Origin of the sequence: Streptomyces sp. W1SF4 (genome assembly GCF_003950035.1) — a bacterium.
Taxonomy (GTDB): domain Bacteria; phylum Actinomycetota; class Actinomycetes; order Streptomycetales; family Streptomycetaceae; genus Streptomyces; species Streptomyces racemochromogenes.
The window spans coordinates 4,943,460-4,965,799 of the sequence record NZ_CP034350.1 but is presented as its reverse complement, the minus strand read 5'-3'; the positions used below and the strand labels follow the sequence as shown (position 1 = coordinate 4,965,799).

At 71.6% G+C, this 22,340-nt stretch carries 27 protein-coding genes; 13 read left to right on the top strand and 14 right to left on the bottom strand.

Annotated features, from left to right (window positions below; translation table 11 throughout):
- Nucleotides 1–82 precede the first annotated feature (82 nt).
- A complete protein-coding gene (locus D1J60_RS23370; RefSeq protein ID WP_125824158.1) occupies nucleotides 83–1,273 on the top strand; it encodes an RNA-guided endonuclease TnpB family protein in 1,191 nt (396 codons plus the stop codon).
- 50 nt (nucleotides 1,274–1,323) lie between these two features.
- Here the strand turns inward: D1J60_RS23370 and D1J60_RS23365 are convergent, their stop codons facing one another.
- From D1J60_RS23365 to D1J60_RS23355, 4 genes are all read right to left on the bottom strand, one after another.
- A complete protein-coding gene (locus tag D1J60_RS23365) occupies nucleotides 1,324–3,078 on the bottom strand; it encodes an ABC transporter substrate-binding protein (protein WP_206436560.1) in 1,755 nt (584 codons plus the stop codon).
- A gap of 202 nt (nucleotides 3,079–3,280) precedes the next feature.
- Entirely contained in the window at nucleotides 3,281–3,376 is a 96-nt protein-coding gene (locus D1J60_RS38870) for an Ms4533A family Cys-rich leader peptide (RefSeq protein ID WP_312847459.1), read from the bottom strand.
- A gap of 70 nt (nucleotides 3,377–3,446) precedes the next feature.
- Nucleotides 3,447–4,766 (bottom strand): DUF3152 domain-containing protein, encoded by a 1,320-nt coding sequence (locus tag D1J60_RS23360; protein WP_125822421.1) that lies wholly within the window; start codon nucleotides 4,764–4,766, stop codon nucleotides 3,447–3,449.
- A 4-nt stretch (nucleotides 4,767–4,770) separates the two neighbouring features.
- Nucleotides 4,771–5,766, bottom strand: a complete 996-nt coding sequence (locus D1J60_RS23355) for an alpha/beta hydrolase (RefSeq protein WP_125822420.1) — start codon at nucleotides 5,764–5,766, stop codon at nucleotides 4,771–4,773.
- A 132-nt stretch (nucleotides 5,767–5,898) separates the two neighbouring features.
- Here D1J60_RS23355 and D1J60_RS23350 point away from each other — a divergent pair, with 132 nt between their 5' ends.
- The 4 genes from D1J60_RS23350 to D1J60_RS23335 all read left to right on the top strand — a co-directional run bounded on the left by D1J60_RS23350 (nucleotide 5,899) and on the right by D1J60_RS23335 (nucleotide 7,698).
- Nucleotides 5,899–6,114, top strand: coding sequence for a hypothetical protein (locus D1J60_RS23350; RefSeq protein WP_125822419.1), 216 nt, complete (start codon nucleotides 5,899–5,901; stop codon nucleotides 6,112–6,114).
- 168 nt (nucleotides 6,115–6,282) lie between these two features.
- Nucleotides 6,283–6,921, top strand: coding sequence for a TetR/AcrR family transcriptional regulator (locus D1J60_RS23345; protein ID WP_007266374.1), 639 nt, complete (start codon nucleotides 6,283–6,285; stop codon nucleotides 6,919–6,921).
- Between the two features lie 119 nt (nucleotides 6,922–7,040).
- Complete coding sequence (locus D1J60_RS23340; RefSeq protein ID WP_125822418.1) at nucleotides 7,041–7,268, top strand: DUF3107 domain-containing protein; 228 nt, start codon at nucleotides 7,041–7,043, stop codon at nucleotides 7,266–7,268.
- Nucleotides 7,269–7,395: 127 nt separating this feature from the next.
- The gene (locus D1J60_RS23335; protein ID WP_185899655.1) at nucleotides 7,396–7,698 is read left to right on the top strand and encodes a hypothetical protein; all 303 of its coding nucleotides are present in this window, start codon (nucleotides 7,396–7,398) and stop codon (nucleotides 7,696–7,698) included.
- 234 nt (nucleotides 7,699–7,932) lie between these two features.
- On the opposite strand, the gene D1J60_RS23330 is transcribed toward D1J60_RS23335, so the two are convergent.
- Nucleotides 7,933–8,691, bottom strand: coding sequence for a ferritin-like fold-containing protein (locus D1J60_RS23330; RefSeq protein WP_125603230.1), 759 nt, complete (start codon nucleotides 8,689–8,691; stop codon nucleotides 7,933–7,935).
- Between the two features lie 473 nt (nucleotides 8,692–9,164).
- On the opposite strand from D1J60_RS23330, the gene D1J60_RS23325 reads away from it, so the two are divergent.
- The 3 genes from D1J60_RS23325 (at nucleotide 9,165) to D1J60_RS37385 (ending at nucleotide 12,365) form a co-directional block, all read left to right on the top strand.
- Entirely contained in the window at nucleotides 9,165–11,138 is a 1,974-nt protein-coding gene (locus D1J60_RS23325; protein WP_347147205.1) for a DEAD/DEAH box helicase, read from the top strand.
- A gap of 103 nt (nucleotides 11,139–11,241) precedes the next feature.
- Nucleotides 11,242–12,117 (top strand): alpha/beta hydrolase, encoded by an 876-nt coding sequence (locus D1J60_RS23320; protein WP_125822417.1) that lies wholly within the window; start codon nucleotides 11,242–11,244, stop codon nucleotides 12,115–12,117.
- Nucleotides 12,118–12,212: 95 nt separating this feature from the next.
- Entirely contained in the window at nucleotides 12,213–12,365 is a 153-nt protein-coding gene (locus tag D1J60_RS37385; protein ID WP_007266367.1) for a hypothetical protein, read from the top strand.
- 72 nt (nucleotides 12,366–12,437) lie between these two features.
- Here D1J60_RS37385 and D1J60_RS23315 read toward each other — a convergent pair whose 3' ends face one another.
- From D1J60_RS23315 to D1J60_RS37380, 6 genes are all read right to left on the bottom strand, one after another.
- Nucleotides 12,438–13,043, bottom strand: coding sequence for a MarC family protein (locus D1J60_RS23315; protein WP_125822416.1), 606 nt, complete (start codon nucleotides 13,041–13,043; stop codon nucleotides 12,438–12,440).
- Nucleotides 13,044–13,105: 62 nt separating this feature from the next.
- A complete protein-coding gene (locus D1J60_RS23310; RefSeq protein ID WP_125822415.1) occupies nucleotides 13,106–13,972 on the bottom strand; it encodes a PHP domain-containing protein in 867 nt (288 codons plus the stop codon).
- A gap of 577 nt (nucleotides 13,973–14,549) precedes the next feature.
- Nucleotides 14,550–14,858, bottom strand: coding sequence for a hypothetical protein (locus D1J60_RS38180; protein ID WP_125822414.1), 309 nt, complete (start codon nucleotides 14,856–14,858; stop codon nucleotides 14,550–14,552).
- Nucleotides 14,855–15,301 (bottom strand): hypothetical protein, encoded by a 447-nt coding sequence (locus tag D1J60_RS23300; protein WP_125822413.1) that lies wholly within the window; start codon nucleotides 15,299–15,301, stop codon nucleotides 14,855–14,857. The genes D1J60_RS38180 and D1J60_RS23300 overlap by 4 nt, the downstream gene beginning before the upstream one ends.
- A gap of 8 nt (nucleotides 15,302–15,309) precedes the next feature.
- On the bottom strand, nucleotides 15,310–15,531 hold the full coding sequence (locus tag D1J60_RS23295) for a hypothetical protein (protein WP_125822412.1): 222 nt from the start codon (nucleotides 15,529–15,531) through the stop codon (nucleotides 15,310–15,312).
- Nucleotides 15,524–15,676, bottom strand: a complete 153-nt coding sequence (locus D1J60_RS37380) for a hypothetical protein (protein ID WP_164720953.1) — start codon at nucleotides 15,674–15,676, stop codon at nucleotides 15,524–15,526. The genes D1J60_RS23295 and D1J60_RS37380 overlap by 8 nt, the downstream gene beginning before the upstream one ends.
- Nucleotides 15,677–15,870: 194 nt before the next feature.
- On the opposite strand from D1J60_RS37380, the gene D1J60_RS23290 reads away from it, so the two are divergent.
- The 3 genes from D1J60_RS23290 to D1J60_RS23280 are packed head-to-tail and all read left to right on the top strand — an operon-like array spanning nucleotide 15,871 to nucleotide 17,506.
- Nucleotides 15,871–16,128 (top strand): hypothetical protein, encoded by a 258-nt coding sequence (locus D1J60_RS23290; protein ID WP_125822411.1) that lies wholly within the window; start codon nucleotides 15,871–15,873, stop codon nucleotides 16,126–16,128.
- Nucleotides 16,100–16,621 carry a DUF6879 family protein gene (locus tag D1J60_RS23285; protein ID WP_125822410.1) on the top strand — a complete coding sequence of 174 codons (522 nt, stop codon included), beginning with the start codon at nucleotides 16,100–16,102 and terminating at the stop codon, nucleotides 16,619–16,621. Before D1J60_RS23290 ends, D1J60_RS23285 begins: the two co-directional genes overlap by 29 nt.
- Before the next feature lie 27 nt (nucleotides 16,622–16,648).
- Complete coding sequence (locus tag D1J60_RS23280) at nucleotides 16,649–17,506, top strand: helix-turn-helix transcriptional regulator (RefSeq protein WP_125822409.1); 858 nt, start codon at nucleotides 16,649–16,651, stop codon at nucleotides 17,504–17,506.
- A 616-nt stretch (nucleotides 17,507–18,122) separates the two neighbouring features.
- On the opposite strand, the gene D1J60_RS23275 is transcribed toward D1J60_RS23280, so the two are convergent.
- Nucleotides 18,123–18,761 (bottom strand): DUF6758 family protein, encoded by a 639-nt coding sequence (locus D1J60_RS23275; RefSeq protein ID WP_125602981.1) that lies wholly within the window; start codon nucleotides 18,759–18,761, stop codon nucleotides 18,123–18,125.
- A 90-nt stretch (nucleotides 18,762–18,851) separates the two neighbouring features.
- Nucleotides 18,852–19,436, bottom strand: a complete 585-nt coding sequence (locus D1J60_RS23270) for a suppressor of fused domain protein (protein WP_007266361.1) — start codon at nucleotides 19,434–19,436, stop codon at nucleotides 18,852–18,854.
- A gap of 380 nt (nucleotides 19,437–19,816) precedes the next feature.
- Here D1J60_RS23270 and D1J60_RS23265 point away from each other — a divergent pair, with 380 nt between their 5' ends.
- Together D1J60_RS23265 and D1J60_RS23260 are read left to right on the top strand one after the other, a co-directional pair.
- The gene (locus tag D1J60_RS23265; protein ID WP_125822408.1) at nucleotides 19,817–20,929 is read left to right on the top strand and encodes a magnesium and cobalt transport protein CorA; all 1,113 of its coding nucleotides are present in this window, start codon (nucleotides 19,817–19,819) and stop codon (nucleotides 20,927–20,929) included.
- Between the two features lie 31 nt (nucleotides 20,930–20,960).
- Nucleotides 20,961–21,473 (top strand): hypothetical protein, encoded by a 513-nt coding sequence (locus D1J60_RS23260; RefSeq protein WP_125602979.1) that lies wholly within the window; start codon nucleotides 20,961–20,963, stop codon nucleotides 21,471–21,473.
- A gap of 13 nt (nucleotides 21,474–21,486) precedes the next feature.
- Here D1J60_RS23260 and D1J60_RS23255 read toward each other — a convergent pair whose 3' ends face one another.
- Nucleotides 21,487–22,290, bottom strand: a complete 804-nt coding sequence (locus tag D1J60_RS23255) for a hypothetical protein (protein WP_125822407.1) — start codon at nucleotides 22,288–22,290, stop codon at nucleotides 21,487–21,489.
- Nucleotides 22,291–22,340 lie beyond the last annotated feature (50 nt).

Genomic DNA, 22,340 nt, shown 5'->3' with positions numbered 1-22,340 from the left:
TCCTGTGCGCATGTGTTCTGACCTGCGCTCTCTTTCGTTGTCAGTGGGGGCTGTCAGGTTCCGGAGCGTGACGACGACCGCGATGGCCGAGCAGGGGTCCGGGCACGCCCGGTACACCTTCCGGCTGCGCGTGTCGTCCACGGCGCTCGCCCGGCTGGACGCGGAGTGGGCGCGGTGCCGGTGGGTGTGGAACGAGTGCGTGGCGATGTCCCGCAAGGTCCACGAGCACAACCGGGCCACGGGTGAGACCACGACGTGTGGTCCGGCGCAGCTCGACAGGCTGCTGACCGGGGCGCGGCAGTCGATGGCGTGGCTGCGGGAAGGCAGCTCGGTTCCACAGCAGCAGGTCATCCGGGACTTCGCCAAGTCCCGCGCCAAAGCGCTGAAGGACGCCAAGGCGAAGCTGCCGGTGCGGCAGCGGGCCGGGATGCCGCGTATCAAGCGCAAGCGCGAGGCCGCGCCGTCGCTGAACTACACCCAGCGCGGTTTCCGGATCAAGGACGGCCGTCTGCACTTGGCCGGCGGGATCGCACTGACGGTGGTGTGGTCCCGCGGACTGCCTTCGGCTCCCTCGTCGGTGCGGGTGTACCAGGACGGCCTCGGCCACTGGTACGCGAGCTTCGTCGCGGTGGTTCCGGTCGAGCCGCTGCCCGCCACGGGCCGGGCCATCGGGATCGACTGGGGCGTGAAGGAGACCGCCACCACCACCTCCGATGCCCTCGACCTGCCGCACGCACAGCACGGCAGGACTGCCGCGCAGAGGCTTGGCCGCTACCAGCGGATGATGGCGCGCCGAGCCACACCGAGGAACCGGCCCGACAGTGCCGGGTACCGCAAGGCACGCAAGGCGGCCGCGAAGGTGTCGAAGAAGGTCGCCCGTCAGCGGACCGACACCGGCCGCAAGTGGGCCAAGGCCGTCGTCCGCGACTTCGACCACATCGCCGTGGAGGACTTCCGGCCGAAGTTCCTGGCGAAGACCAGCATGGCCCGCAAGGCGGCCGACGCCGCGATCGGCACGGTCAAGACGGCGCTGGTCGAAATGGGCCGCAAGCACGGGCGTACGGTGCATCTGGTCCACCCCGCGCACACCACCATGGACTGCGCGCAGTGCGGAGCGAGAGCCAAGCACGCACTACCTCTTTCCGAGAGAACCTATACGTGCACCGCGTGCGGAGCCGTGTCCCCCAGGGACGAGAACTCCGCCCGCGTGATGCTCGTCCGGGCTGGTCTCAACCCGGCTGGTGCCGATCTTGTAAGACCCGCCACCTGCTAGGTGCCAGGCGAAGTGAGCCAGGAATCCCCTCCCTCCAGGGAGGGGAGGTTTCAATTGACCGCGACCTGCGAGATGTCGAGGACGCCGGTCCAGTCGCTGATGACGACGTTCTTGACGTCCTTGCCGACGAGCCGCTTGTAGACGGGGTGGAAGAGGGGGACGGCGAGGGCCTGCTCGCCGATCTTCTTGTCGAGGGCGCCCCAGCGCTTGCCGGCGGCGGCGAGGTCGGTGAGCTTGGCGATCTCGTCGATCTCGGTGTTCACGGCCGGGTCGTTGAGCTGGGCGTGGTTGTAGTTGGAGCCGTTGGTGACGATCTGGCGGCCGTCGTAGATCGGCGCGAGGAAGGGGCCGCCGGAGGGCCAGTCGGCGCCCCAGCGGGAGAGGAAGAAGCCGGGGGTGTTCTTGGCGTCCCAGCGGCGCTCGTTGAAGGCGTTGTTCTCCAGGCCTTCGAGCTTGACGGTGATCCCGGCGGCGGCGAGGCCCTGCTGGACGGCGGTGGCGACCTCGGGGCTGGTCTGGCGGTTCTGCGCGTTGGAGTGGGTGAGGGTGATGGTGAGCCCGTCGGGGTGACCGGCCTCCTTCAGCAGCTCCTTGGCCTTGGCCGGGTCGCCGGTCTTGCCGGCGGGGAAGTGGTCGTAGGGGGTGAAGCCGAAGGCCTCGCGCTCGGGCAGGAAGGTGGTGGCCGGCTCGGCCAGCGCGGAGCCGCCGGCGGCGTTGATCACGCTGGTGCGGTTGATCGCGTAGGCGATGGCCTGGCGGACCTTCGGGTTGTCGAAGGGGGCGACCTTCGGGTTGAAGGCGAGGTAGTTGACGTAGCCGAAGTGGCCGGTGCCGACGCGGCCCGCGAGTTCCTTGTTGTCGCCGATCTGGGCGAGTTCGGCGGGGCCGAGGTTGGTGTCGGTGGTGACGGCGGCGGCGTCGGGGCCGGAGCTGGTGGACAGCCGCTGGTTGACGACGGCGGCGTCGAGGCCGGAGCGGACGTCGATCTTGTCCGGGTAGGCCTTGCGCTCCTCGTCGGTCTTGGGGTCCCAGTGCTCGTTGCGTTCCAGCAGCAGGGTCTCGCCGTCGCCGCCGTTCTTGACGACCTTGTAGGGGCCGGAGGAGACGGGGTGCTCCTCGTACTTGGTGCCGGTGTCCTTGGCCTTGGGGACGGGGGCGAACTGTGTCTGGGTGGCGAGGAAGGGGAACTCGCCCTCGGGCTTGCGGAGTTTGAAGACGATGGTCTTGGCGTCGGGGACCACGATGGAGTCGAGGCCCTTGCCGCCGTCCTTGTAGGGGCCCTCGTAGGTCTCCCCGCCGACCAGCCAGTCGCGCAGGTAGGGGGCGCCGCCGGAGAGTTCTGCGGCGAAGGAGCGCTCGATGCCGTACTTGATGTCGGCGGTGGTGATGGGGCTGCCGTCCTCGTACTTCAGCCCGTCCTTGAGGGTGTACGTCCACTCGGTGGCGTCGGCGTTGGGCCGGCCGGTGTCGGTGGCCAGGTCGGGCACGACCTTGGCGCCGGCCGGGCCGTCCTCGCGGTTGCGGGTCGTCAGGGTGCGGAAGACCAGCGAAGGAACGTTTCCGCCGCCGGAGGTGTAGAGCCGGGCCGGGTCGAAGTCGTTCTGCGGCTCGGTGTTGAGGACGGTGAGGGTGCCGCCCTTCTGCGGGGTCCCGGCGGCGCCGGGCTTGCCGGAGTCGCCGCCGGCCTTGCCCGCCGCGTCCTCGGGCCCGCACGCCGCGGCGCCCCCGGCCAGGACGAGGCTGACGGTGACCGCGGCGATGCGGCGCGATATGCGGGACTGACGGGATGAACCGGCGGGAAGCATGGGGAAACGGACCTCTCGGCGTGGAAGGAGATGTGTCGGGAGCCACGCGGGGACGGCGTCCGGCATCACCACGGCGGACGGCGCACGGAGCGCCACAGGACCGGGAGGGAGAAGAAGGAGCCGCGCCCGCGGGCAGGGGAAGTGCCCGGGCGCGGCGGAGCCTGTGAAAGGGAAAGGGTGGTCGCGCGCTCAGGACAGGGCGTCAGCGACAGAAGATGTCGGCCACGCTGTGCGCGGCCACACCGAGGAGCGCCAGCTCGATGGCGGCGCTCGCGGCGGAGGTGTGGCGGTGCGACATGCGGAGAACAATGACCGACGATCGGACGGCTTGTCAACGAAGCGACCGGCCGCCCGCCCGCACCCTTGGGTCAACTCCCCGGGAACACCCAGGGGTTGGGCTTGCAGTGAATGTTGTCGATGTCGAGGGACTTCGTCTGCTGCTGCATGATCGGCGCGAGCGCGCCCGGGGTCTGGCAGCTGACGTGCCCGTGTCCGAGGCGGTGTCCGACCTCGTGGTTGATGAGCATCTGCCGGTAGGCGAGCATCTGGTCGGCGCCGTAGGTCTGCGAACCCTGGCCCCACCGGAACGCGTTGATCATCACGCGCTCCGTGGACGCGGAGTCGCAGGAGACGTTGTCGATCGTGGTGTCGAGTCCGGACTTGGCGCACCAGACGCCGGTGGTCCCGGGGCTGGCCAGGGTGATCACGAACTCGGCCTCGCCGCCCGGCACCCGCTCGAAGGTCATCGCGTCGCCGTGGGCCCAGCTGCGCGGGTCGTTGAGGGTGCGCTGCACGGCGTCGGCGAACAACTGCGCGTCCATGCCGAGGCCCTGCTCCACGTCGACCCGGTAGCGGACCTTCTTCCCCCGGCCCGGGGCCTTGGCGACTCCGGGCACGGTGTCGAAGGCGCCCGGGCCGGTGAGCTTCGCGTCGATGGGCAGCTGCTGCGCCATCCGCTGCTCGTACGTCGCCGGCTCCGCGGCCGCGGCCGGCGGGACGGAGGGGGTGGCGCGGCCGTCGGAGCGGGAGGCCGGGGAGCTGTCGGTCTGGGTGCGCTGGGGGGCGTCGTCCCCGGCGGCCCGGGCGGCCGTGTCGGAGTCGCCGTCGGCGGCGACCTGTCCGGCGACGACGACCGCGAGCACGGTGGTGACGGCCGCCGCGGCCATCCCGGTGTACGTACGGATCTTCGCGCCGCGGCCGCTCGCGGGCGCGGCGGGCTCCGCCTCGGGCCGGCGGGGGCCGGGCACCCGGCGGTGCGAGCCGGTGGAGGTGAAGGGGTCGCGCGGGGCGGGCTCCGCGGCCGGCGCGGGCCCGGTGGCCGGCGCGGCTGCGGGCGGGGCCGCGGTGGCGGCTCGGGGGGTGCCTCGCCAGTCCCCGTAGACGCCGGCGGGAGCGGGGGCGCTACCCCGGGTGCCGCCGCCCTCCCGGTGCTCGGGGTGGCCGACGGGGCGGGGGCCGCGCGGAGAGGCGTACCCCTCGTGGACGACGGTCGGCTCGGCGGACGGGCGCGTACCGCCCTGCGGCGGCCGGGGGTGCCGCGCGGGCGCCGGCTCGTACGGGCCGGGGGCGTACAGCCCGTCCCCGTAGGGGTCGGCCGCGTACCCCTGCGGCTCGTACGGCGGCAGCGGCGCCTCGGGCTCCGGCAGCGGACGGACGGGGGCCGGCGCCTTGCGACTATGTCGTCCCACGTCCTCAGCCCTTGCCGTCTTCGGTACTTCGGTCGGTTTCCCGCCCGGCGGTGTCGCGCAGCAGCTCCTGGAAGGCCGCGGCCACCACCTCGGGGTACTCCATCATCGCGACGTGCCCGGCCTCGGGCAGGCACAGCAGCCGCGAGCCGCGGAAGTGCGCGGCGGCCTTGCGCGCCATACGGTACGAGACCAGTTGGTCGCGCCCACCGTAGACGAGGAGGGTCGGCGCGAGCACGCGCTGCGCCTGGCGCCACAGTCCGTGTTGCCCGCCGAGGGTGTACGCGTCGACGATCCCCCGGGAGGAACGGGTCATCGCGTCCCAGAAGTACGGCAGCGCCATGCGCCGTTCCATCTCCTCGACGGCGGCGCTGAAGCCCTCCGCCGTCACCCGTGAGGGGTCCCCGTAACAGAGGTCCGTCACTCCCCTGGTGCGTTGTTCGGCCGTCAGCCCGACCGCGAGCCGCCCGAGCAGGGCGGCCACGCCCGGCAGCGCCAGCAGCGCGGTGGGCACGGCCGACCTCTGCACGCGCAGTTCGGGCAGCGCGGGCGAGACGAGCGTCAGCGTCCGCACCAAATCGGGCCGGACGGCGGCGACGCGGGTGGAGACGGCCCCGCCGAGGGAGTTGCCGAAGAGGTGCACCGGGCCGCGCCCCGCGGCGTCGAGGTGGCGGATGACGGCGCGGGAGAGCGCGGTCACCGAGTAGTCCCGGTCGGCGGGCGGCGGGGACCAGCCGAAGCCGGGCAGGTCCAGGGCCTCCCCGTCGACGGTGCCGGCGAGCCGCAGCATGAGCTCCGACCAGTTCTGCGAGGAACCGCCGAGTCCGTGCACGAACAGCGCGGGCGGCAGACCCTCCCGCAGCGGTGGCCGGAAACGTACGTTCATTTCCAGGCCCGGCAGCGCGACGGTGCGCAGCTGCTCCCCCTCGGCCACCCGCACGGCACCCGGCTGGGAGGCCGCTTCGGCGGTGGACCGTACGCCCGGCGGCTCGGTCGAAGACATGGGCCAATGTTACGAGACGATCACGCCGGGCCCCTCGCGTTCTCTTGTGTCCGCGGTCACAGGACCGTCTGGCGTCGCCCTCCCGATCCTCCTAGGCTCGTAGTGAGGACGAGCGAAGGCGAGGGGAGCGCAATGACTGTCGATCCCGCGGAACCGGACACGTTCCGGGAAGAGCTCCAGGAGACCCTCGACACCGAGGCTCCGGAGGCGGACGCCGCCGAGCAGCACACCGAGATCCAGCCGCGGGACGACGAGCCGCTCTCCGGCCTGGACCCGGGCGAGGCCCCGGAGGCGGACGCCGCCGAGCAGGCCCGGGTGGTCCCGCTGGACGAGGAGGACTACCGCTGACCGCGCCCGCCGCCGCTCCGACGGGCCCTGACCAGCGTGTCCGGCGCGTGTCCAAGCGGTCCGTACCGCGAGAAAACTCGGCTTGAACCCACCAGATCCGGTTACCGAAAAGTACGATGGCGGCGCGGCGCAGAGCGCACTGTGTTCTTAGAGAAAGTGGGAGGCGGCGTGACAGCCATCGAGCAGACCGAGGCAGCGCGTCCGCGGGGTACGCGGCTGCCGCGCCGTGCCCGGCGCAACCAGCTGCTGGGCGCGGCCCAGGAGGTCTTCGTCGCCCAGGGCTACCACGCGGCGGCGATGGACGACATCGCCGAGCGGGCCGGCGTCAGCAAGCCGGTGCTGTACCAGCACTTCCCCGGCAAGCTCGACCTGTACCTCGCGCTGCTGGACCAGCACTGCGAGAACCTGCTGCAGGCGGTGCGCGGGGCGCTGGAGTCCACGAGCGACAACAAGCTGCGCGTGGCGGCGACGATGGACGCCTACTTCGCGTACGTGGAGGACGAGGGCGGCGCGTTCCGGCTGGTCTTCGAGTCGGACCTGACGAACGAGCCCGCGGTGCGCGAGCGCGTCGACCGGGTCTCGCTCCAGTGCGCCGAGGCCATCTCGGACGTGATCGCCGAGGACACCGGCCTGTCCAAGGACGAGTCGATGCTGCTCGCCGTGGGTCTGGGCGGGGTGTCGCAGGTCGTGGCCCGGTACTGGCTCTCCAGCGAGAGCCCGGTGGCACGCGACACGGCGGTGGGGCTGCTGACCTCGCTGGCCTGGCGCGGCATCGCCGGTTTCCCGCTGCACGGTACGGAGGCCTGACCGGCGCTGTTCGCTGCCAGCGTGTCCGCCGCGAGCCGATCGTGTCCCCTCTCCGGGCTAATGTGGACCGGGTACGGCGCGGCTGATCGCGCGAACCGGACCGTCGGAGGGACAAAGCCGTGGAGGTCAAGATCGGCGTGCAGCACGCACCCCGGGAGATCGTGCTGGAGAGCGACCTGAGCGCCGAGGAGCTGGAGGCCCTCGTGGCCGCCGCGCTGTCCGGCACGGCGCCGCTGCTGAGCCTGACCGACGTCAAGGGCCGCAAGGTCCTCGTGCCGTCCGACCGCCTGTCGTACGTCGACCTGGGCGAGCCGAGCGTGCGCAAGGTCGGTTTCGGGGCGCTCTGACGCTCTTCGAGGCAGCCAGCAAGGAAGTAAACGGCCCGGCGGATGGTTCCGCCGGGCCGTTTCCCTTTCTTCCGCTTCGGGTAGGACCGCAGTGACCCGGTTCGCCCTGACGCATGGGAGTGACCAGATGCTGCTGATGGAGGCGCTCGGCTCCGGTCTGCTCGGCCTCGCCCTGGCCGGCACCGCCTCGCGGGTCCTCGCGACACGGCTGCCCTCCACCAGAACGGTACTGGTCAGCGGCGTGGTCGGGGCCCTGTTCGGCGCGTACCTGACGCACATGTCGCTGGGTCCGGGGCACAACACCCTGTTCGCGACGCTGCTGGGCGGCGTCGGCGTCTCGGCCGTCGTCATCTCCCTGCTGCTGCGCCCCGCCACCGGCCCCGGGAGGTCCCCCCGGCGCACTCCGTTTTCGCTCTCGTCGGGCGGCTGAGCGCGCCTCGCGCCGCGCTGGAGCCGCGCGCGCCGGGCGGCGCCATCAAGGGTGAAGCCGCACCGGCCGCGCGGCAGTCACCGCTTTCCCGGCCGGGCCGGGTCCAAGCCGGGACGGCCCGCTGGGCGTGGGCCTGGGTCCGGCCCGCGCCATGGCGCCGCCCGCGCGCCCGAGCACGACGGGGCCGGGGAAGCACCCCCGGCCCACGTGGTCCCGTAAACGCCCGGCCAGGGCCTACGCGGCGAGGCCCAGGGCCGCCATGCGCTTGGTGTGCGCCTTGGTGATCCGGGTGAACATCTCGCCGACGGCCGCCAGGTCGAAGCCGGCCGCCATCCCGTCGACGCCGCCGACCAGCATGGTCGACAGCGCGTCCCGCTCGGCGACCACGCGCTGCGCCTGCGAGAGGGCCTCGCCCATCAGCCGGCGGGCCCACAACGCGAGCCGGCCGCCGCAGCGCGGGTCGGCCTCGATCGCGGCGCGGACCTTCTCGACGGCGAAGCCGCCGTGGCCGGTGTCGTCGAGGACGCCGACGACCAGGGCGCGGGTGTCGGTGTCGAGGTGGGTGGCGACCTCGCGGTAGAAGTCGCTGGCGATCGAGTCGCCGACGTAGGCCTTGACCAGGCCCTCCAGCCAGTCGGAGGGGGCGGTCTGGCGGTGGAAGTCGTCCACGCCCTTGGCGAAGGGCTCCATCGCGGCGGTCGGCTCGGCGTCGATGGCCGCGAGGCGGTCCCGAAGCCGCTCGAAGTGGTGGAATTCGGCGGAGGCCATCTTCGCCAGCTCGGCCTTGTCACCCAGGCTGGGCGCGAGCTTCGCGTCCTCCGCGAGGCGCTCGAAGGCCGCGAGCTCCCCGTACGCCAGCGCGCCGAGCAGGTCCACGACGGCGGCCCGGTACTGGGGGGAGGCGGAGGCCGTCGCCCAGTCCTGGGCGGCGATGCCCTGCGGCTGCTCCTGGGCGTCGTCGTCGGCGGGAGATGCGTTTTCTACGGTCGACATGCTCCGCACAATAGCCCGCCGAAAGGCCCCACAAGTCACCACACCTGCGCACTGTCGGCCCCGGTAAACACGCCTACCTGGTGAATTCACCCGACACACCTGCGCGATTCCGGGGTACAGTGGTAATGCGCCTGCCGAGTACTCGGCGGGCCATCCGAATGAGGATGCCCGGTCGGTGGCCCGATCGGCTCCACCCGACCGCCCTCTGTGTGGTGGTGCGTCCATGCGCACCGATCGCACGAGGGGCCCCCTCAGCGGCAGAAGCGCTTGAGCGAAGGCCAGTGGTCCCGCGCAGCTTTGTATGTACACAGCAGTACTGCAAACCCGGCACGGTAGGACCCCCCTCGCCGCCTCGCGCCGCGTCTCACAGAAGAGGCAGCACCCTGACTACGTTCCGAGACCTCGGGATCTTTCCCGAGACCGCCGAAGCCCTTGAAGCCGTCGGCATCGTGTCCCCCTTCCCGATCCAGGAGATGACCCTCCCCGTCGCCCTCTCCGGCACGGACGTCATCGGCCAGGCGAAGACCGGAACCGGCAAGACGCTCGGTTTCGGCCTCCCGCTGCTGGAGCGGGTCGTCGTCCCCGCCGACGTCGAGGCCGGCCGGGCCAGGCCCGACCAGCTGACCGACTCCCCGCAGGCCCTCGTGGTGGTTCCGACCCGCGAGCTGTGCACCCAGGTCACCAACGACCTCCTGACCGCGGGCAAGGTCCGCAACGTCCGCGTCCTCGCCATATACGGCGGCCGCGCGTACGAGCCGCAGGTCGAGGCCCTCAAGAAGGGCGTCGACGTGATCGTCGGCACCCCGGGCCGCCTGCTGGACCTGGCCGGGCAGAAGAAGCTCGACCTGTCCCGCGTCAAGGCCCTCGTCCTGGACGAGGCCGACGAGATGCTCGACCTGGGCTTCCTGCCCGACGTCGAGAAGATCATGAACCTGCTGCCCGCGAAGCGCCAGACGATGCTGTTCTCGGCGACCATGCCGGGCGCGGTCATCGGCCTGGCCCGCCGCTACATGTCGCAGCCGACGCACATCCGCGCCGTCTCCGAGGACGGCGAGGGCGCCACCGTCGCCAACATCGCGCAGCACGTCTTCCGCGCGCACAACATGGACAAGCCGGAGCTCGTCTCCCGCATCCTGCAGGCCGAGGGCCGCGGGCTCGCCATGATCTTCTGCCGCACCAAGCGCACGGCCGCCGACATCGCCGAGCAGCTGGAGCGGCGCGGCTTCGCCTCCGGCGCCGTCCACGGCGACCTGGGCCAGGGCGCCCGCGAGCAGGCGCTGCGCGCGTTCCGCAACGGCAAGGTCGACGTGCTGGTCTGCACCGACGTCGCCGCCCGCGGCATCGACGTCGAGGGCGTGACCCACGTCATCAACTACCAGACGCCCGAGGACGAGAAGACCTTCCTGCACCGCGTGGGCCGCACCGGCCGCGCCGGCGCGAAGGGCACCGCCGTCACCCTGGTCGACTGGGACGACATCCCGCGCTGGCAGCTGATCAACAAGGCGCTGGAGCTCGACTTCCACGAGCCCGAGGAGACGTACTCCACGTCCCCGCACCTGTACGAGCAGCTGAACATCCCGGCCGGCACCAAGGGCATCCTGCCGCGCGCCGAGCGCACGCGGGCCGGCCTGAAGGCCGAGGAGCTGGAGGACCTGGGCGAGACCGGCGGGCGCGGTGGCCGTGGCGGCCGCGGTGCCGCCGCTGCCGCCGTGGTGACGGAGGAGCGCCCCGCGCGTACCCGTACGCCGCGCCAGCGCCGCCGCACCCGTGGCGGTGCCGAGGCGGGTGCCGAGGCGGGCGTGGAGACCACGGCCGTGGCCGAGGCCCCGGCCGTGGAGGCCCCCGCCGTGGGGGCTCCCGCCGAGGCCGCCGACGAGGCGCGCCGGCCGCGCCGCCGCCGGACCCGGGTGACCGCTTCCGTCGTCGCCGCCGCGGCCGAGGCCGCCGTGGCCGACGCGCCGGTGGCGGTCTCCGCCCCGGTCGCGGAGGTCGTGGTCGAAGCCCCGGCCGTTCTCGAGGAGGCCCCGGCCAAGCCCAAGCGCACCCGGACCCGCAAGGCCGCCGCCGCGGTGGCCGAGGCGCCGGCCGCCGAGGCCCCCGTGGCCGCCGAGGCCGCCGAGGAGGCCCCGGCCAAGCCCAAGCGGACGCGGACCCGCAAGGCCGCCGCGCCCGTGGAGACGGCCGAGGCCGCCGAGGCCGCCGAGGCCGCTCCGGCCCCGGTCGCGGAGGCACCGGCCGCCGAAGCCGCGCCGAAGAAGCCGCGCCGGGTCCCGACCCGCAAGGCCGTGGCCACCCCGATCCCCGACGTGGTCACCGGCACGGTCACCGAGGCGCCCGCGCCCCGGCGGACCCGGTCCCGCAAGCCGGCCGCGGCCGCCGCGCCGGAGCCGGACTTCCAGATGGCCCCGCCGTCGGAGCCCGTCCGCACCACCCGCCGGTTCCGCTGACCCGGCCGGGCCGACGCCCGGGGAACGGCCCCGGTCCCCTTTCGAGGGGGCCGGGGCCGTTCCCGTATCCCGTGGCGGTGCTACGGACCGGTAACCTCGGGCCATGAGCAAGCCGCCGCGCCTCACCCTGCCGCCCGCCGCCCGCGCGTACCGCCTGAGCACCGCCCGCGGCGAGTTCGCCGTGCACGAGGCGGGCGGGCCCGAGCACGGAACGGCCCTCCTGGTCCCCGGGTTCACCGGCAGCAAGGAGGACTACATCGCCCTCCTGGAGCCGCTCGCCGCGGCCGGCTACCGGGTGGTCGCCGTCGACGGGCGCGGCCAGTACGAGACCCCGGGCCCGGGCGAGGAGACCGCGTACGAACTCCAGGAGCTCGCCCTCGACGTGCTGGCCCAGGCCGCGGCCCTGGACGCCACGGGCCCGCTCCACCTGGTCGGCCACTCCCTCGGCGGGCTGATCTCGCGCGCCGCGGTGCTGCGCGACGCCTCCCCCTTCGCCTCCCTCACCCTGATGAGCAGCGGGCCCGCCGCCATCGCCGAGGACCAGCAGGCCCGTACGAAGCTGCTGGTCATGGCCCTGGAGGAGCTGCGCGACACCGCGCCCGACACCTGCATGGAGACCGTCTGGGCCGCGATACGGGCCCAGGACCCGGCGGACGCCGAGCCGGACTCCCCCGAGCTGTCGGCGTTCCTGCACGAGCGCTGGCTGCGCACCGTCCCGGAACAGCTGATCACCACCGGGCGGGTGCTGATCTCGGAGCCGGACCGGGTCGCGGAGCTGGCGGCGGTGCCGCTGCCCAAGCTGGTCCTGTCCGGGGTGGTCGACTACGCCTGGCCGGTGCCGCTGATGGACGAGATGGCCGTCCGGCTGGCGGCTTCCCGGGTGGTGGTCGAGGGCGCCGAGCACTCCCCCAACGCGGAGAACCCGCAGGTCACGGCGGGCGCACTAGTGAACTTCTGGCAGTCCTTTAGCGGTCGGTAGTTAGCTAGGGAAAAAATTTCCTTAGCGTAGGGAATGTTTCTCGTGCTTCCCCTGTTGACCCCTGTGCAAGGAGAACACCGACGAAGGGAGAAGCAGTGCGCTTCGAGATTCTGCGCCTGGACGACGTCGACGGGACCGCCGTGGACAGCACCGTCGTGGACGCGGCCTCCGTCAACCGGATCGTGCAGCAGGCGGCCGCCATCGGCCAGCGCATCCTGATCCGACCGGCCGAGAGTGCGTCCTCCTGACGATTTCACGTACGAACGCCCCCGCACCGATCCGGTGCGGGGGCGTTCGTACGTTCCGGGCGGGGGTCCGGGTCAGGCGCCGCGGACGACCTGGAGCACGCCGTTGATGATCTGCTGGACCGCGATGGCGGAGAGCATCATGCCGGCCAGACGGGTGACCAGGACGACGCCGCCGTCCTTGATGACCCGGATGATCACCAGCGAGTAGCGCATCGTCAGCCACAGCACGACGTGCATGGCGGCGATCGCCGTCCAGACGGAGAGCTGGCCGGCGAACCCGTCGGCCTTCTGCACGGCCAGGATGACGGACACGATCGCACCGGGACCGGCCAGCAGCGGCATGCCCAGCGGGACGAGCGCGACGTTGACGTCCTTGGTCTGCTTGGGCTCGTCGGTCTTGCCCGTCAGCAGGTCGAGCGCGATCAGCAGGAGCAGCAGACCACCGGCGATCATCAGCGCCGGGACGGAGACGTGCAGGTAGTCCAGGATCTGCTGGCCGCAGAGACCGAAGACGGCGATGACCCCGAAGGCCACGCAGACGGCCTGCCAGGCCATGCGGCGCTGGACCTTCGCGGGACGGCCGGAGGTCAGGGCCAGGAAGATCGGCGTGATCCCCGGGGGGTCCATAATCACAAAAAGCGTGAGAAAAAGGGATCCGAAGACGGCGAAATCAAACACAGTGATGCCTTGCAGTGAGGGGTGTTACCAAAAAGCGGAAGGGGGGCGTGTGGGCGCGGCGCTTACGCGCGGGCGTCTCCACCGGCGCCGGGCACGGGGAAGGCCCCCGCCGCGCGGCGCGTGATCTCGCCGTAGATCTCGGGGTCGGTCGTGTACTCCCCGAGACGACAGGTCTTGCGGCTGCCGTGGTAGTCGCTGGAGCCGGTCGTCAGCAGACCGAGGTCCCCGGCCAGTCCGCGCAGCCGGGCGCGGGTGGCGGTGTCGTGGTCCATGTGGTCCACCTCGATGCCGTCGAGGCCGGCGGCCGCGAGCGCGGCTATCGCGGACTCGGGCACGCACTCGCCCCGCTTGACGGCGGCGGGGTGCGCGAACACGGTGACCCCGCCGGCCGCCTTGACCAGGCGGATGGCGTCGAAGGGGTCGAGCTCGTGCTTCTGCGCGTACGCGCGGCCGCCGTCCGCGAGCCAGTCCGCGGTGAAGGCGTCGGACACGGTGGGGACGACCCCCAGCTCGACCATCGCGGTCGCGATGTGCGGGCGGCCCACCGAGCCGTTCCCCGCGATCCGGGCCACCTGCTCCCAGGTGACGTCGACGCCGAGCCCCTGGAGCTTGCCGACCATGGCCTGGGCGCGCGGGGTCCGGTCGTCCCGTACGAGCTCCCGCTCCCGGGCGAGCTCGGGCTCCTCGGGGTCGAACAGGTACGCCAGCATGTGCATCCCGACGCCGTCGAGGCGGCAGGACAGCTCGGCCCCGGTGACCAGCGTCAGCCCGGCGGGCAGCGCGGCGATCGCCTCGGCGTATCCCCCGACGGTGTCGTGGTCGGTCAGCGCGACCACGTCCAGCCCGGCCGCGGCGGCATTGCGCACCAGCTCGGCGGGGGTGTCGGTGCCGTCCGAAGCGGTGGAGTGGGCGTGCAGGTCGATGCGCACAGCCGGACTCCAGGGTTCACGCGGACGGGGGACACCCCAGGGTACCGCCCACCCGAACCGGAACCGGCCCCGCCGGGCGGGGGCACACGTCTCGCGGCGCGGGCCCGCTACGTCCCCCCTCGACCCCGTGGGGTCGGGCGGGGGCGGTGGGCGGTGTCTCCCGGGGCGGTCTCAGGGCGGGTTGGGGGCTTCCCGTCAGTCCCATCGTCCTTCCGGTTCGGGCCGGTCCCTCAAGGGCGCTCCTTCGTCGCGTCACTTCGTGATCGCCTTCGGCGACCCTTGACCGACCGACCCGAACCGGAAAGCCGAAAGACTGCCGGGAAACCCCCAAAGAAACGGCACGGACGATCCTTGGAGGAGCGGGTCCCTCAGCGCTGAGACGAGGGGCCAGGCGCCGGCCCGCCCGACATCCGGCCTTCAAAAGTCGAGATTCGGAGCCGGTGCGCGACTACCCGCACGGGAGGTTGATCAGACCGACCTGAGAGCCCCCAAGCGCGACAGATCGCTACGCGCTCCTCGAATCTCAGCGTCGGACGACCGCCTTGGGCTGATACGGGCAGCCGGGGTGCACCGGCTTCTAGACGGGCGGGCGGCCGGGGGTCGGTGTGGGAGGGGGTGATGGTATGGGTGGGCCGGGGTTGGGGGGCTGTTCGGGGTAGCCGGGGTTGCGGTGCTTTCCCATGGTGGTCTTCCTCCAGGTGAGCTTGTAGACGCCTAGGGGTGGGAAGAGGTCGACGCGGGTGGGGCTGTTCTGCTGGGCGCAGGGCACGCAGAGGAGGTCTCTGCCGGTTGTGTGGGTGGTGCGGGCGGCCTGGACGGGGTTTCGCCAGCAGGCTTCGCAGGTGACGACGTCGGTTGTGGTGGTCGTGAACTCGGTGGAGATCACCGGTGGCCGGCCCGGGCGGGTGTCGGTTCGTCCCAGAGGTGACGGTCCACGGGGAATCCGGCCCGTTCGATCGACTGGATGGTCCGGGCGACCGGGTGCAGCGTGTCTTCCGTGTTGTGGGGGTTGGGGTAGTGGTCGACGAAGCTGCCCCAGTGCGCGCACAGCTGGCTGTAGAGGGCGGTGTGGAGGATCAGGGCGTGCCAGCCCTTGTCCACTAGCCGGGATGGGGTCATGTTTTCGGCGCCCTGGGCGGCCGTGGCGACAAACTTGATGGCTTCGGTGATGATCCGGGCTGCCAGCTCGGGTTCCATGCCCGGGTTGTCGTCCAGGACGGTGGCGCGGACCGCGTCGAGCTGCGGGGCGGCCAAGAGGCCGTGCAGGGCGGGGGTCGGCGGGGTGTGGGGCTTGGTGCTGCACGGGGGCGGCGGAAGCGGAGTGGACATACCTCTCCTCAGGGGTTGGAGGCGGTGGCCGCCTCGATGTTGGTGACAGCGGTGGTGAACTCACGGCCGGAGGAGTTGCGGATGTAGGCGAGCTCCATCCAGCGCTCGATGCCGGTGTCGGAGACGTTCTCGTTGACCACAGCCATCAGCACGCCCTCGGTACCCGAGGCGATGTCGCGGACACGACGGCGCAGGAGGCGGTGGGGGACGTACTCGTACTGCTCACTCATCGGCCGGCTCGTCGGCGATGCCGAGGAACTGCTCCCAGCCGACACGAGCTCGGTCGAGCAGGTCCTGACTGGGTTCGTATACAGCGCTCACCTGTACTCGCGGGTCGTCTGGCGTGTCGAGGCTGAGCACGTCGCGGGTGGCCATGTGTCCCTCCGTGCCGTCGTCATCGGGTGATGTACGTCAGCGTGTTGAGGCATCGACCCTGATCGCCAGCCATGTGCAGATTTGTGCACACGGGTCATCCGTCAGTGGGTTTGGCTACATAGGGGGCTTGACGTATGGCACAGGGGTCAGGACTCTCATGCACAGAACTGCACAGGCTGCTACTGGGGGCTGACATGGCGTTAGTGTTCGTAGGCATTGATCCCGACACCGGGGACATGCACAGTCCGACCGTCTGGGCTGACGTGGAGCACCAGGAGCTGGTACTCCAGGGATGGAAGCCGAGTCCGGAACTGGAGGCGGAGTGCGCGGCCACCGAACTCCCCGGGCACGCCAAGGGAATTCCCGAAGGCGAGGCCGTGATCAGGATCCCCGCCCGCGCGCTGCACATGATCCGAGAGGCCTGTGATGTCCTCGACGCCCACGTTCAGTGAGCTGATGGCCACCTGCACGAGCGCCGTGCACCTGGAGATGCGGGACTCCTACGCCGTCGACTACGAAAAGGGTCCGTTCGCCGAATGGCGACGGGGCTTTCGGTACGATCCGGCGGACCGAGACTCCTGGTGGCGCCCGTGGCTCGGCCTGATCGCGGACACCGTGGGCCGTGGCGCCGCCGTCAGACGGGCCAGGGTCGTCTCCGAACCCGTCAGTGAGTACACGCGCTTCCTCTACGACGGCACGTTCACCAATGTCGCGGCAGGCGAGCAGGTGCGTTGGCTGCCTCGCCGCCGCGCGTCGGACATCGCTCTTCCGGGCAACGACTTCTGGCTGTTCGACGGCGAGTGGGTCCAGTGGAATCATTTCGCCGGTGACGGGTCGTCCGTGGGCGAGGAGATCACCAACGATCCGATCGTCGCGAAGCTGTGTGCTCAGGCGTTCGACGCGGTCTGGGCGCGCGCCATCCCACACGGCGAGTACAAGATCTGAGGCAGCAGGAAACCGGTCCGGAACCCCATGCCCTTCTCCCCTTCGTCCTCTGCGCAAGCCGCCCGCGAAGCCGTCGCCGTACGGCTGCGTGACCTGCGCAGGGGCGCGGGACTGACCGTGGCGGAACTGGCGGAGGTCTGTGGCTGGCACCACTCCAAGACGTCCCGGATCGAGAACGCCCGCACAGCCCCCTCCGCCCGCGACATAAGACGCTGGTGTCATGCGTGCGGACTGCCGGACGAGGCCACAGACCTCATCGCCCAGTCCATGAACGCCGAAACCCTCTACAAAGAGTGGCGACACCAGGTCAAAAGCGGCCTCAAGAAGCTCCAGGAATCCTGGTCCCAGTTCTTCGAAGACACCCAGCTCTTTCGGATCTACTCCTCCACCCTCGTCCCGGGCCTTCTCCAGACCGAGGGCTACGCCGGCGGCCTGCTCAGCACCATCGCCGCGTTCCGTGGATACCCCGACGGCGGGCTCGAAGCCGCCCGCGCACGCGTCGAACGCTCACGCGTCGTCCACCGGCCAGGACGCCGAGCCGTCCTGGTCATCGAGGAAGCCGCCCTGTACTACCGCATGGGCGACCCGGCCGCCACAGCCGCCCAGCTCGGCCACCTGCTCACAGCCGGAGCCCTACCCGCCGTCTCCCTCGGCATCATCCCGACCTCGGTCAACCCGCGCTCGATGTGGCCCGTGGAGACGTTCCACGTCTACGACGACACCCTCGTATCGGTGGAACTCCTCTCCGCAGAGGTCAACATCACCCAGCCATCGGAGATCGCCGTCTACCTCAAGGCCTTCGAACAACTGAGATCCATGGCCGTGTACGGCGCACACGCCCGATCCCTGGTGGTCAAAGCGATCGAGACCCTGGACCAAGAATGACACCCAAGACCGCCGCCGGCCGCCGAGACCAGAGAAGCACGTAGCGATGTGTCGCGCCTCTCGGCTCTCTGGGCTGCTCTGATCAACCCCTGGTGCGTGTATCAGCCCAAGGCGGTCGCCGGACGCCGAGAAAAGAGGAGCGCGTAGCGATCTGACGCGCCTATCGGCTTCCCAGGGGGCTCTGATCAACCTTTCGTGCGGGTAGCCGGGCAACCGGCCCCGAATCGGGACGCTGAGGGCCCGGATGCCCGGCAGGCCGGCGCCCGGCCGCTCGTCTCAGCGCTGAGGGACCCGCTCCTCCAAGGATCGTCCGTCCCGTTTCTTTGGGGGTTTCCCGGCAGTCTTTCGGCTTTCCGGGGCGGGTCGGCCTGTCAAGGGTGGCCGAAGGCCATCGCGTAGCGACGCGACGAAGGAGCGCCCTTGACAGGCCGGCACGACACGGAAGGACGATGGGACTGACGGGAAGCCCCCAACCCTCCCTGAGACCGTCCGGGGGGACACCGCCCCCGCACCGCCGGCCCGCAGACGAGGGGGCGGGTGGGCAACCCCCGCCCGACCCCACGGGGTCGAGGGGGAGATGGCGGGCCCGAGCCGCAAGCCCCGTACGCCCGCCCCCCTACCCCAGGATGCGTGGGCTCAGGGCGCCGCAGGGGAGGAGTTCGACTTCCGAGCCCGCGTCGCGGAGGTCGGTGAGGACGAGTTCGTCGTACATGAGCAGGCCCGTCTGTTCGGGCCAGACGATGGCCCACAGCCACAGGCCGCGGGCCTCACCCGCGAAGACGGCGCGGTCGTCCGGGGCGCCCTTGACGTGCCACAGCGGGGTGGGGCGGCCCGCCGCGACGACCTTGGCGTGCGGCGGGGCGGAGACGTTGATGTAGGGGCCCGGGTCAGGGGCGTCGATGCCGGCGAAGCGGGAGCCGAGGCCGACGCCGAGTTCCTCCGCGATCAGCACCAGCTCCCCGAGCCCGCCGAGCGGTCCCGGTCCGGTGCAGGCCACGGCGGTGGCGCGGCCCCCGCTGCGGTCGTCGCCGGCGCTCGCGACGCCGGTGAAGAGCCAGCCGACCGGCAGCGGCCACGGCATCCACACGGGCACGTTCGCCCGGTTGACGACGACCTCCAGCCCTTCGACGCTGGGCGGGATCACAGGCTGTAGCGGGTGGACGGCGCCGTGCACCGCGCACTGCCAGGAGTCGGAGAAGAGGCCGGGCGCACGGACCCGGCCACCGCACTTCGGGCAACTCGGTTCGCCCCTCATAAGAAGCACGCTCCTCCCCGCCCGGGGCGCCGTCAAGACGCGATCACCCGTCCGGGCTCACTCCGGGCTCACTCCAGGCACACTCCGGGCTCAGTCCAGTGCGACGGCCGTACGCAGAGGGTCCCGCAGATCGGTGCCGCGCGCGAGCCAGCGTTCCTGGAGGGCGGCGGCTCCGTGGACCCGCTTCCAGGCGGCCTCGTTCGCCGTCATGGGGAGCAGCGGGAGGAAGCGGACGGGATCCATGGGCTCGTCGAGGTCGAGGTCCTCCACGAGTCCGCCGGGTTCGGCGACGAGTACGGAGGTGAACGGGGCGCCGTCCCACAGCGGTTCGCCGACGTCGAGGGAGGCGCCGGGGGCGACGACGAGCCCTTCGACCATCGGGGAGGCGGCGAGCACGGCCAGGGGCCGCAGCAGCTTGTCGGTGGGGGCGAGGCCGGCCCGCACGGTCAGCACGAGTTCGGCGCGCGGGCCGCGCACCGGGTCGGCGACGACGGCGGTGGGGTCGGTCATGGGGTGGGCGGACATGCCGAGGGTCGCGTACCGGACGAGGTCGCCGTCGGTGAAGCGGAGGACCTCGATGCGGTCGGTGCCGAGGAAGGTGACGGAGGCGCGGGCGTCGGGTTCGCCGAGCGTGCTGCGCAGCCGGGCTTCGACGAGGGCCAGAATTTCTGCCATGGAGCGAGCATAGAACTCGTATCCGCCGGGTAAAGGGCGGGTCTTGACCATCCGTCGGCTGATAGTGTTGACAGCTGGTCGGGGCCGCACTCAGAAGAGTTGTTTCAGGGCTCCGGCGACAGGACGTCCCCCACGGGGGACCGGCCGGAGGAGGTGGGGCTGCGATGGACCGAAGTCGATCGTGCAGTACCAGCCGCTCTTCGGCGTCCTTCCAGGGCTCCTCCAGCCCTCTTTGATCTTCTGATCAGCAGAAGAGCGACGGCAGAACTTTGTCCTCCCGTCCTGTTTCCCTCCGTGGGCCCCGGGCTGCCAGCCCCCGGCCGTCGCGGGGGGACCTCCCACCCGTACGGTCCGCAGCCGTGCGCGAGAAGGAGCCTGCCATGTCGATGCTGCCCTACCTCCGTGCCGCCGTCCGTCCGGCGCTGCGCAAGTCCACCCCCGTCCAGCCCGGCTACGACACCACCCGCGACCCCTCCGCCAGCAGTGCGGTGGTCGACTGTGCCGTGTACCGCGACGGGCGGCGTGCGCAGGGGGACTGTCTGACGCCGCGTGAGGCCCTGCGCCGGGTGCGCGAGGACGGCGGCTTCGCCTGGATCGGGCTGCACGAGCCCACCCACGACGAGTTCGCCGGGATCGCCGCCACGTTCGGGCTGCACCCGCTGGCGGTGGAGGACGCGGTGCACGCGCACCAGCGGCCGAAGCTGGAGCGGTACGACGAGACCCTCTTCACGGTCTTCAAGACGATCCACTACGTGGAGCACGCCGAACTGACCGCGACCAGCGAGGTGGTGGAGACGGGCGAGGTGATGTGCTTCACGGGCCCCGACTTCGTCATCACCGTCCGGCACGGCGGCCAGGGTTCCCTGCGGAGTCTGCGCCACCGCCTCCAGGACGACCCGGAGCTGCTGGCGCGGGGCCCGTCGGCGGTGCTGCACTCGATCGCCGACCACGTGGTCGACGGGTACATCGCGGTCGCGGCGGCGGTGCAGGACGACATCGACGAGGTGGAGAGCGCGGTCTTCGCCGCTCCCGCGAAGGGGGTCGCCCGGGGCGGTGACGCGGGCCGGATCTACCAGCTGAAGCGGGAGGTGCTGGAGTTCAAGCGGGCGGTGTCGCCGCTGCTGCGGCCGATGGAGTTGCTGAGCGAGCGGCCGATGCGGCTGGTGGACCCGGACATCCAGAAGTACTTCCGGGACGTGGCCGACCACCTGGCCCGGGTGCACGAGCAGGTCATCGGCTTCGACGAGCTGCTGAACTCCATCCTCCAGGCGAACCTGGCGCAGGCGTCGGTCGCGCAGAACGAGGACATGCGCAAGATCACCTCCTGGGCGGCGATCGTCGCGGTGCCGACGATGATCTGCGGCGTGTACGGGATGAACTTCGACCACATGCCCGAGCTGCACTGGAAGTACGGCTATCCCCTGGTGATGGCCGCCATCGTGGGCAGCTGTTTCGCGATCCACCGGACGCTGCGGCGCAACGGCTGGCTGTAGCGGGCGGGAGCGCAGCGCCTACGCTGTGCGCATGACTCTCAGCGCACTCGACCTGGCCCTCGTCGAGGAGGCCTCCAAGAAGTCCGGCCTGATCTGGGTCCGCGGCGGCGGTGCCGACCGGGCCCTGTGGCACGCCTGGGTGGACGGCGCCGCGCACGTGCTCGGTGACGGCCCCGGCGAGCAGCCCTTCCCCGGGCTCACGGACGGTGCCTCGGCGGAGGTGACCGTACGCAGCAAGGACAAGGGCGGCCGGCTCGTGGGCTGGACCGCGGCCGTACGGGAACTCGTGCCCGGCAGCGAGTCCTGGGAGGCGGCCGTCGCCGAGCTGAAGGGCAAGCGGCTGAACGCGCCCGACTCGGAGCGGATGACGGAGCGCTGGGCCCGGGAGTGCCGGCTGCTGCGCCTGGAGCCGGTGGCGGTGGCCGAGGGGCTGCCGACGGGTTCGCTGGCGGCGCGTCCGGTGGGCTCCCCGGCGGTCACCCGCAGGCCGATCCCGGCGGGTCTGCCGAAGCTGCTGCTGAAGCGGAAGAAGGCCAGGCGCTAGCGGCCGTCGCCGCTCAGCCCTTGGGGTCGGCGCCCTGGCCGGAGGACTTCGAGGGCGCCGGGGAGGCGCCGGGGGCGGTGCCCTTGCCGTCCTTGGTGGTCGGCAGCTGGCTGCCGTAGTCCACGGTCTGGTCCTGCGCGGGAGCCTCCAGCGGGAAGGGCTTGCCCCACTCGGACAGCTCCACCCGGCCGGCGCCGCCCGCGCGCTCCATCAGCAGCGGGTACGGGGTGCCCTCCAGGGACACCGACAGCTTTCCGCCCTTGCCCGCGTCCGCCGAGACGGGGACCGCGCGGGTGTGCCCGACGGTGGTGTAGGCGCCCTTGGTGAGCTTGCCCTGGAGGCCGAGGAGGCCGTCCAGCAGGACGTGCATGTCGGTGAAGCCGCGGAACTGCTTGTAGGAGGGGTCTGCCTCGGGCACCTTCACGTACTTGTCGCCGAGCTTGCCCGCGGAGTCCGACTTGCCCCAGAAGGCGGCGCTGGCCTTCAGGTACAGCTGTTCGCCGACCCGCAGCAGCTGGAAGGTGTCCTCGGCGGACTTCACCTCGCCGGAGCCGCCGTCGGCCTTGAGCCGCATGTCGAGGGTGAAGGTCTTGCCGCCGGTGACGAGGGTGCCGGCCAGGTGGACCGAGTTCGCGGCGGTCGCGGCGGCCTTGGCCTGGCCCTCGATCTTGTCGGCGGCGAGCTTGCCGACGCCGTTCGTGCCCTTGTCGGGGTCCTTCTTCTCCGCGCAGCCCGTACCGGCGACGGCGAGGCCCGCGCAGAGGACACCGATGAAGGCGGCCCGGCGCAGCCGTACGGCGGGGGTGTGGGCGGTCACGGGCGGGTGCCTTCCGTCGGGGTCTGCGGCAGCAGGCAGCGTACCCGTCC

Bases quoted from the DNA above. Each gene is read 5' to 3' on its own strand.
- D1J60_RS38870 (WP_312847459.1), bottom strand. From the start codon at position 3,376: ATGTCGCACCGCCACACCTCCGCCGCGAGCGCCGCCATCGAGCTGGCG.
- D1J60_RS23325 (WP_347147205.1), top strand. From the start codon at position 9,165: ATGACCCTCCCCGTCGCCCTCTCCGGCACGGACGTCATCGGCCAGGCG.
- D1J60_RS23270 (WP_007266361.1), bottom strand. From the start codon at position 19,436: ATGGCAGAAATTCTGGCCCTCGTCGAAGCCCGGCTGCGCAGCACGCTC.
- D1J60_RS23355 (WP_125822420.1), bottom strand. From the start codon at position 5,766: ATGTCTTCGACCGAGCCGCCGGGCGTACGGTCCACCGCCGAAGCGGCC.
- D1J60_RS23370 (WP_125824158.1), top strand. From the start codon at position 83: ATGGCCGAGCAGGGGTCCGGGCACGCCCGGTACACCTTCCGGCTGCGC.
- D1J60_RS23350 (WP_125822419.1), top strand. From the start codon at position 5,899: ATGACTGTCGATCCCGCGGAACCGGACACGTTCCGGGAAGAGCTCCAG.
- D1J60_RS23260 (WP_125602979.1), top strand. From the start codon at position 20,961: ATGACTCTCAGCGCACTCGACCTGGCCCTCGTCGAGGAGGCCTCCAAG.
- D1J60_RS23290 (WP_125822411.1), top strand. From the start codon at position 15,871: ATGGCGTTAGTGTTCGTAGGCATTGATCCCGACACCGGGGACATGCAC.
- D1J60_RS23330 (WP_125603230.1), bottom strand. From the start codon at position 8,691: ATGTCGACCGTAGAAAACGCATCTCCCGCCGACGACGACGCCCAGGAG.
- D1J60_RS23275 (WP_125602981.1), bottom strand. From the start codon at position 18,761: ATGAGGGGCGAACCGAGTTGCCCGAAGTGCGGTGGCCGGGTCCGTGCG.
- D1J60_RS23280 (WP_125822409.1), top strand. From the start codon at position 16,649: ATGCCCTTCTCCCCTTCGTCCTCTGCGCAAGCCGCCCGCGAAGCCGTC.
- D1J60_RS23265 (WP_125822408.1), top strand. From the start codon at position 19,817: ATGTCGATGCTGCCCTACCTCCGTGCCGCCGTCCGTCCGGCGCTGCGC.
- D1J60_RS37380 (WP_164720953.1), bottom strand. From the start codon at position 15,676: ATGGCCACCCGCGACGTGCTCAGCCTCGACACGCCAGACGACCCGCGA.
- D1J60_RS23335 (WP_185899655.1), top strand. From the start codon at position 7,396: ATGCTGCTGATGGAGGCGCTCGGCTCCGGTCTGCTCGGCCTCGCCCTG.
- D1J60_RS23365 (WP_206436560.1), bottom strand. From the start codon at position 3,078: ATGCTTCCCGCCGGTTCATCCCGTCAGTCCCGCATATCGCGCCGCATC.
- D1J60_RS23300 (WP_125822413.1), bottom strand. From the start codon at position 15,301: ATGTCCACTCCGCTTCCGCCGCCCCCGTGCAGCACCAAGCCCCACACC.
- D1J60_RS23320 (WP_125822417.1), top strand. From the start codon at position 11,242: ATGAGCAAGCCGCCGCGCCTCACCCTGCCGCCCGCCGCCCGCGCGTAC.
- D1J60_RS23295 (WP_125822412.1), bottom strand. From the start codon at position 15,531: ATGAGTGAGCAGTACGAGTACGTCCCCCACCGCCTCCTGCGCCGTCGT.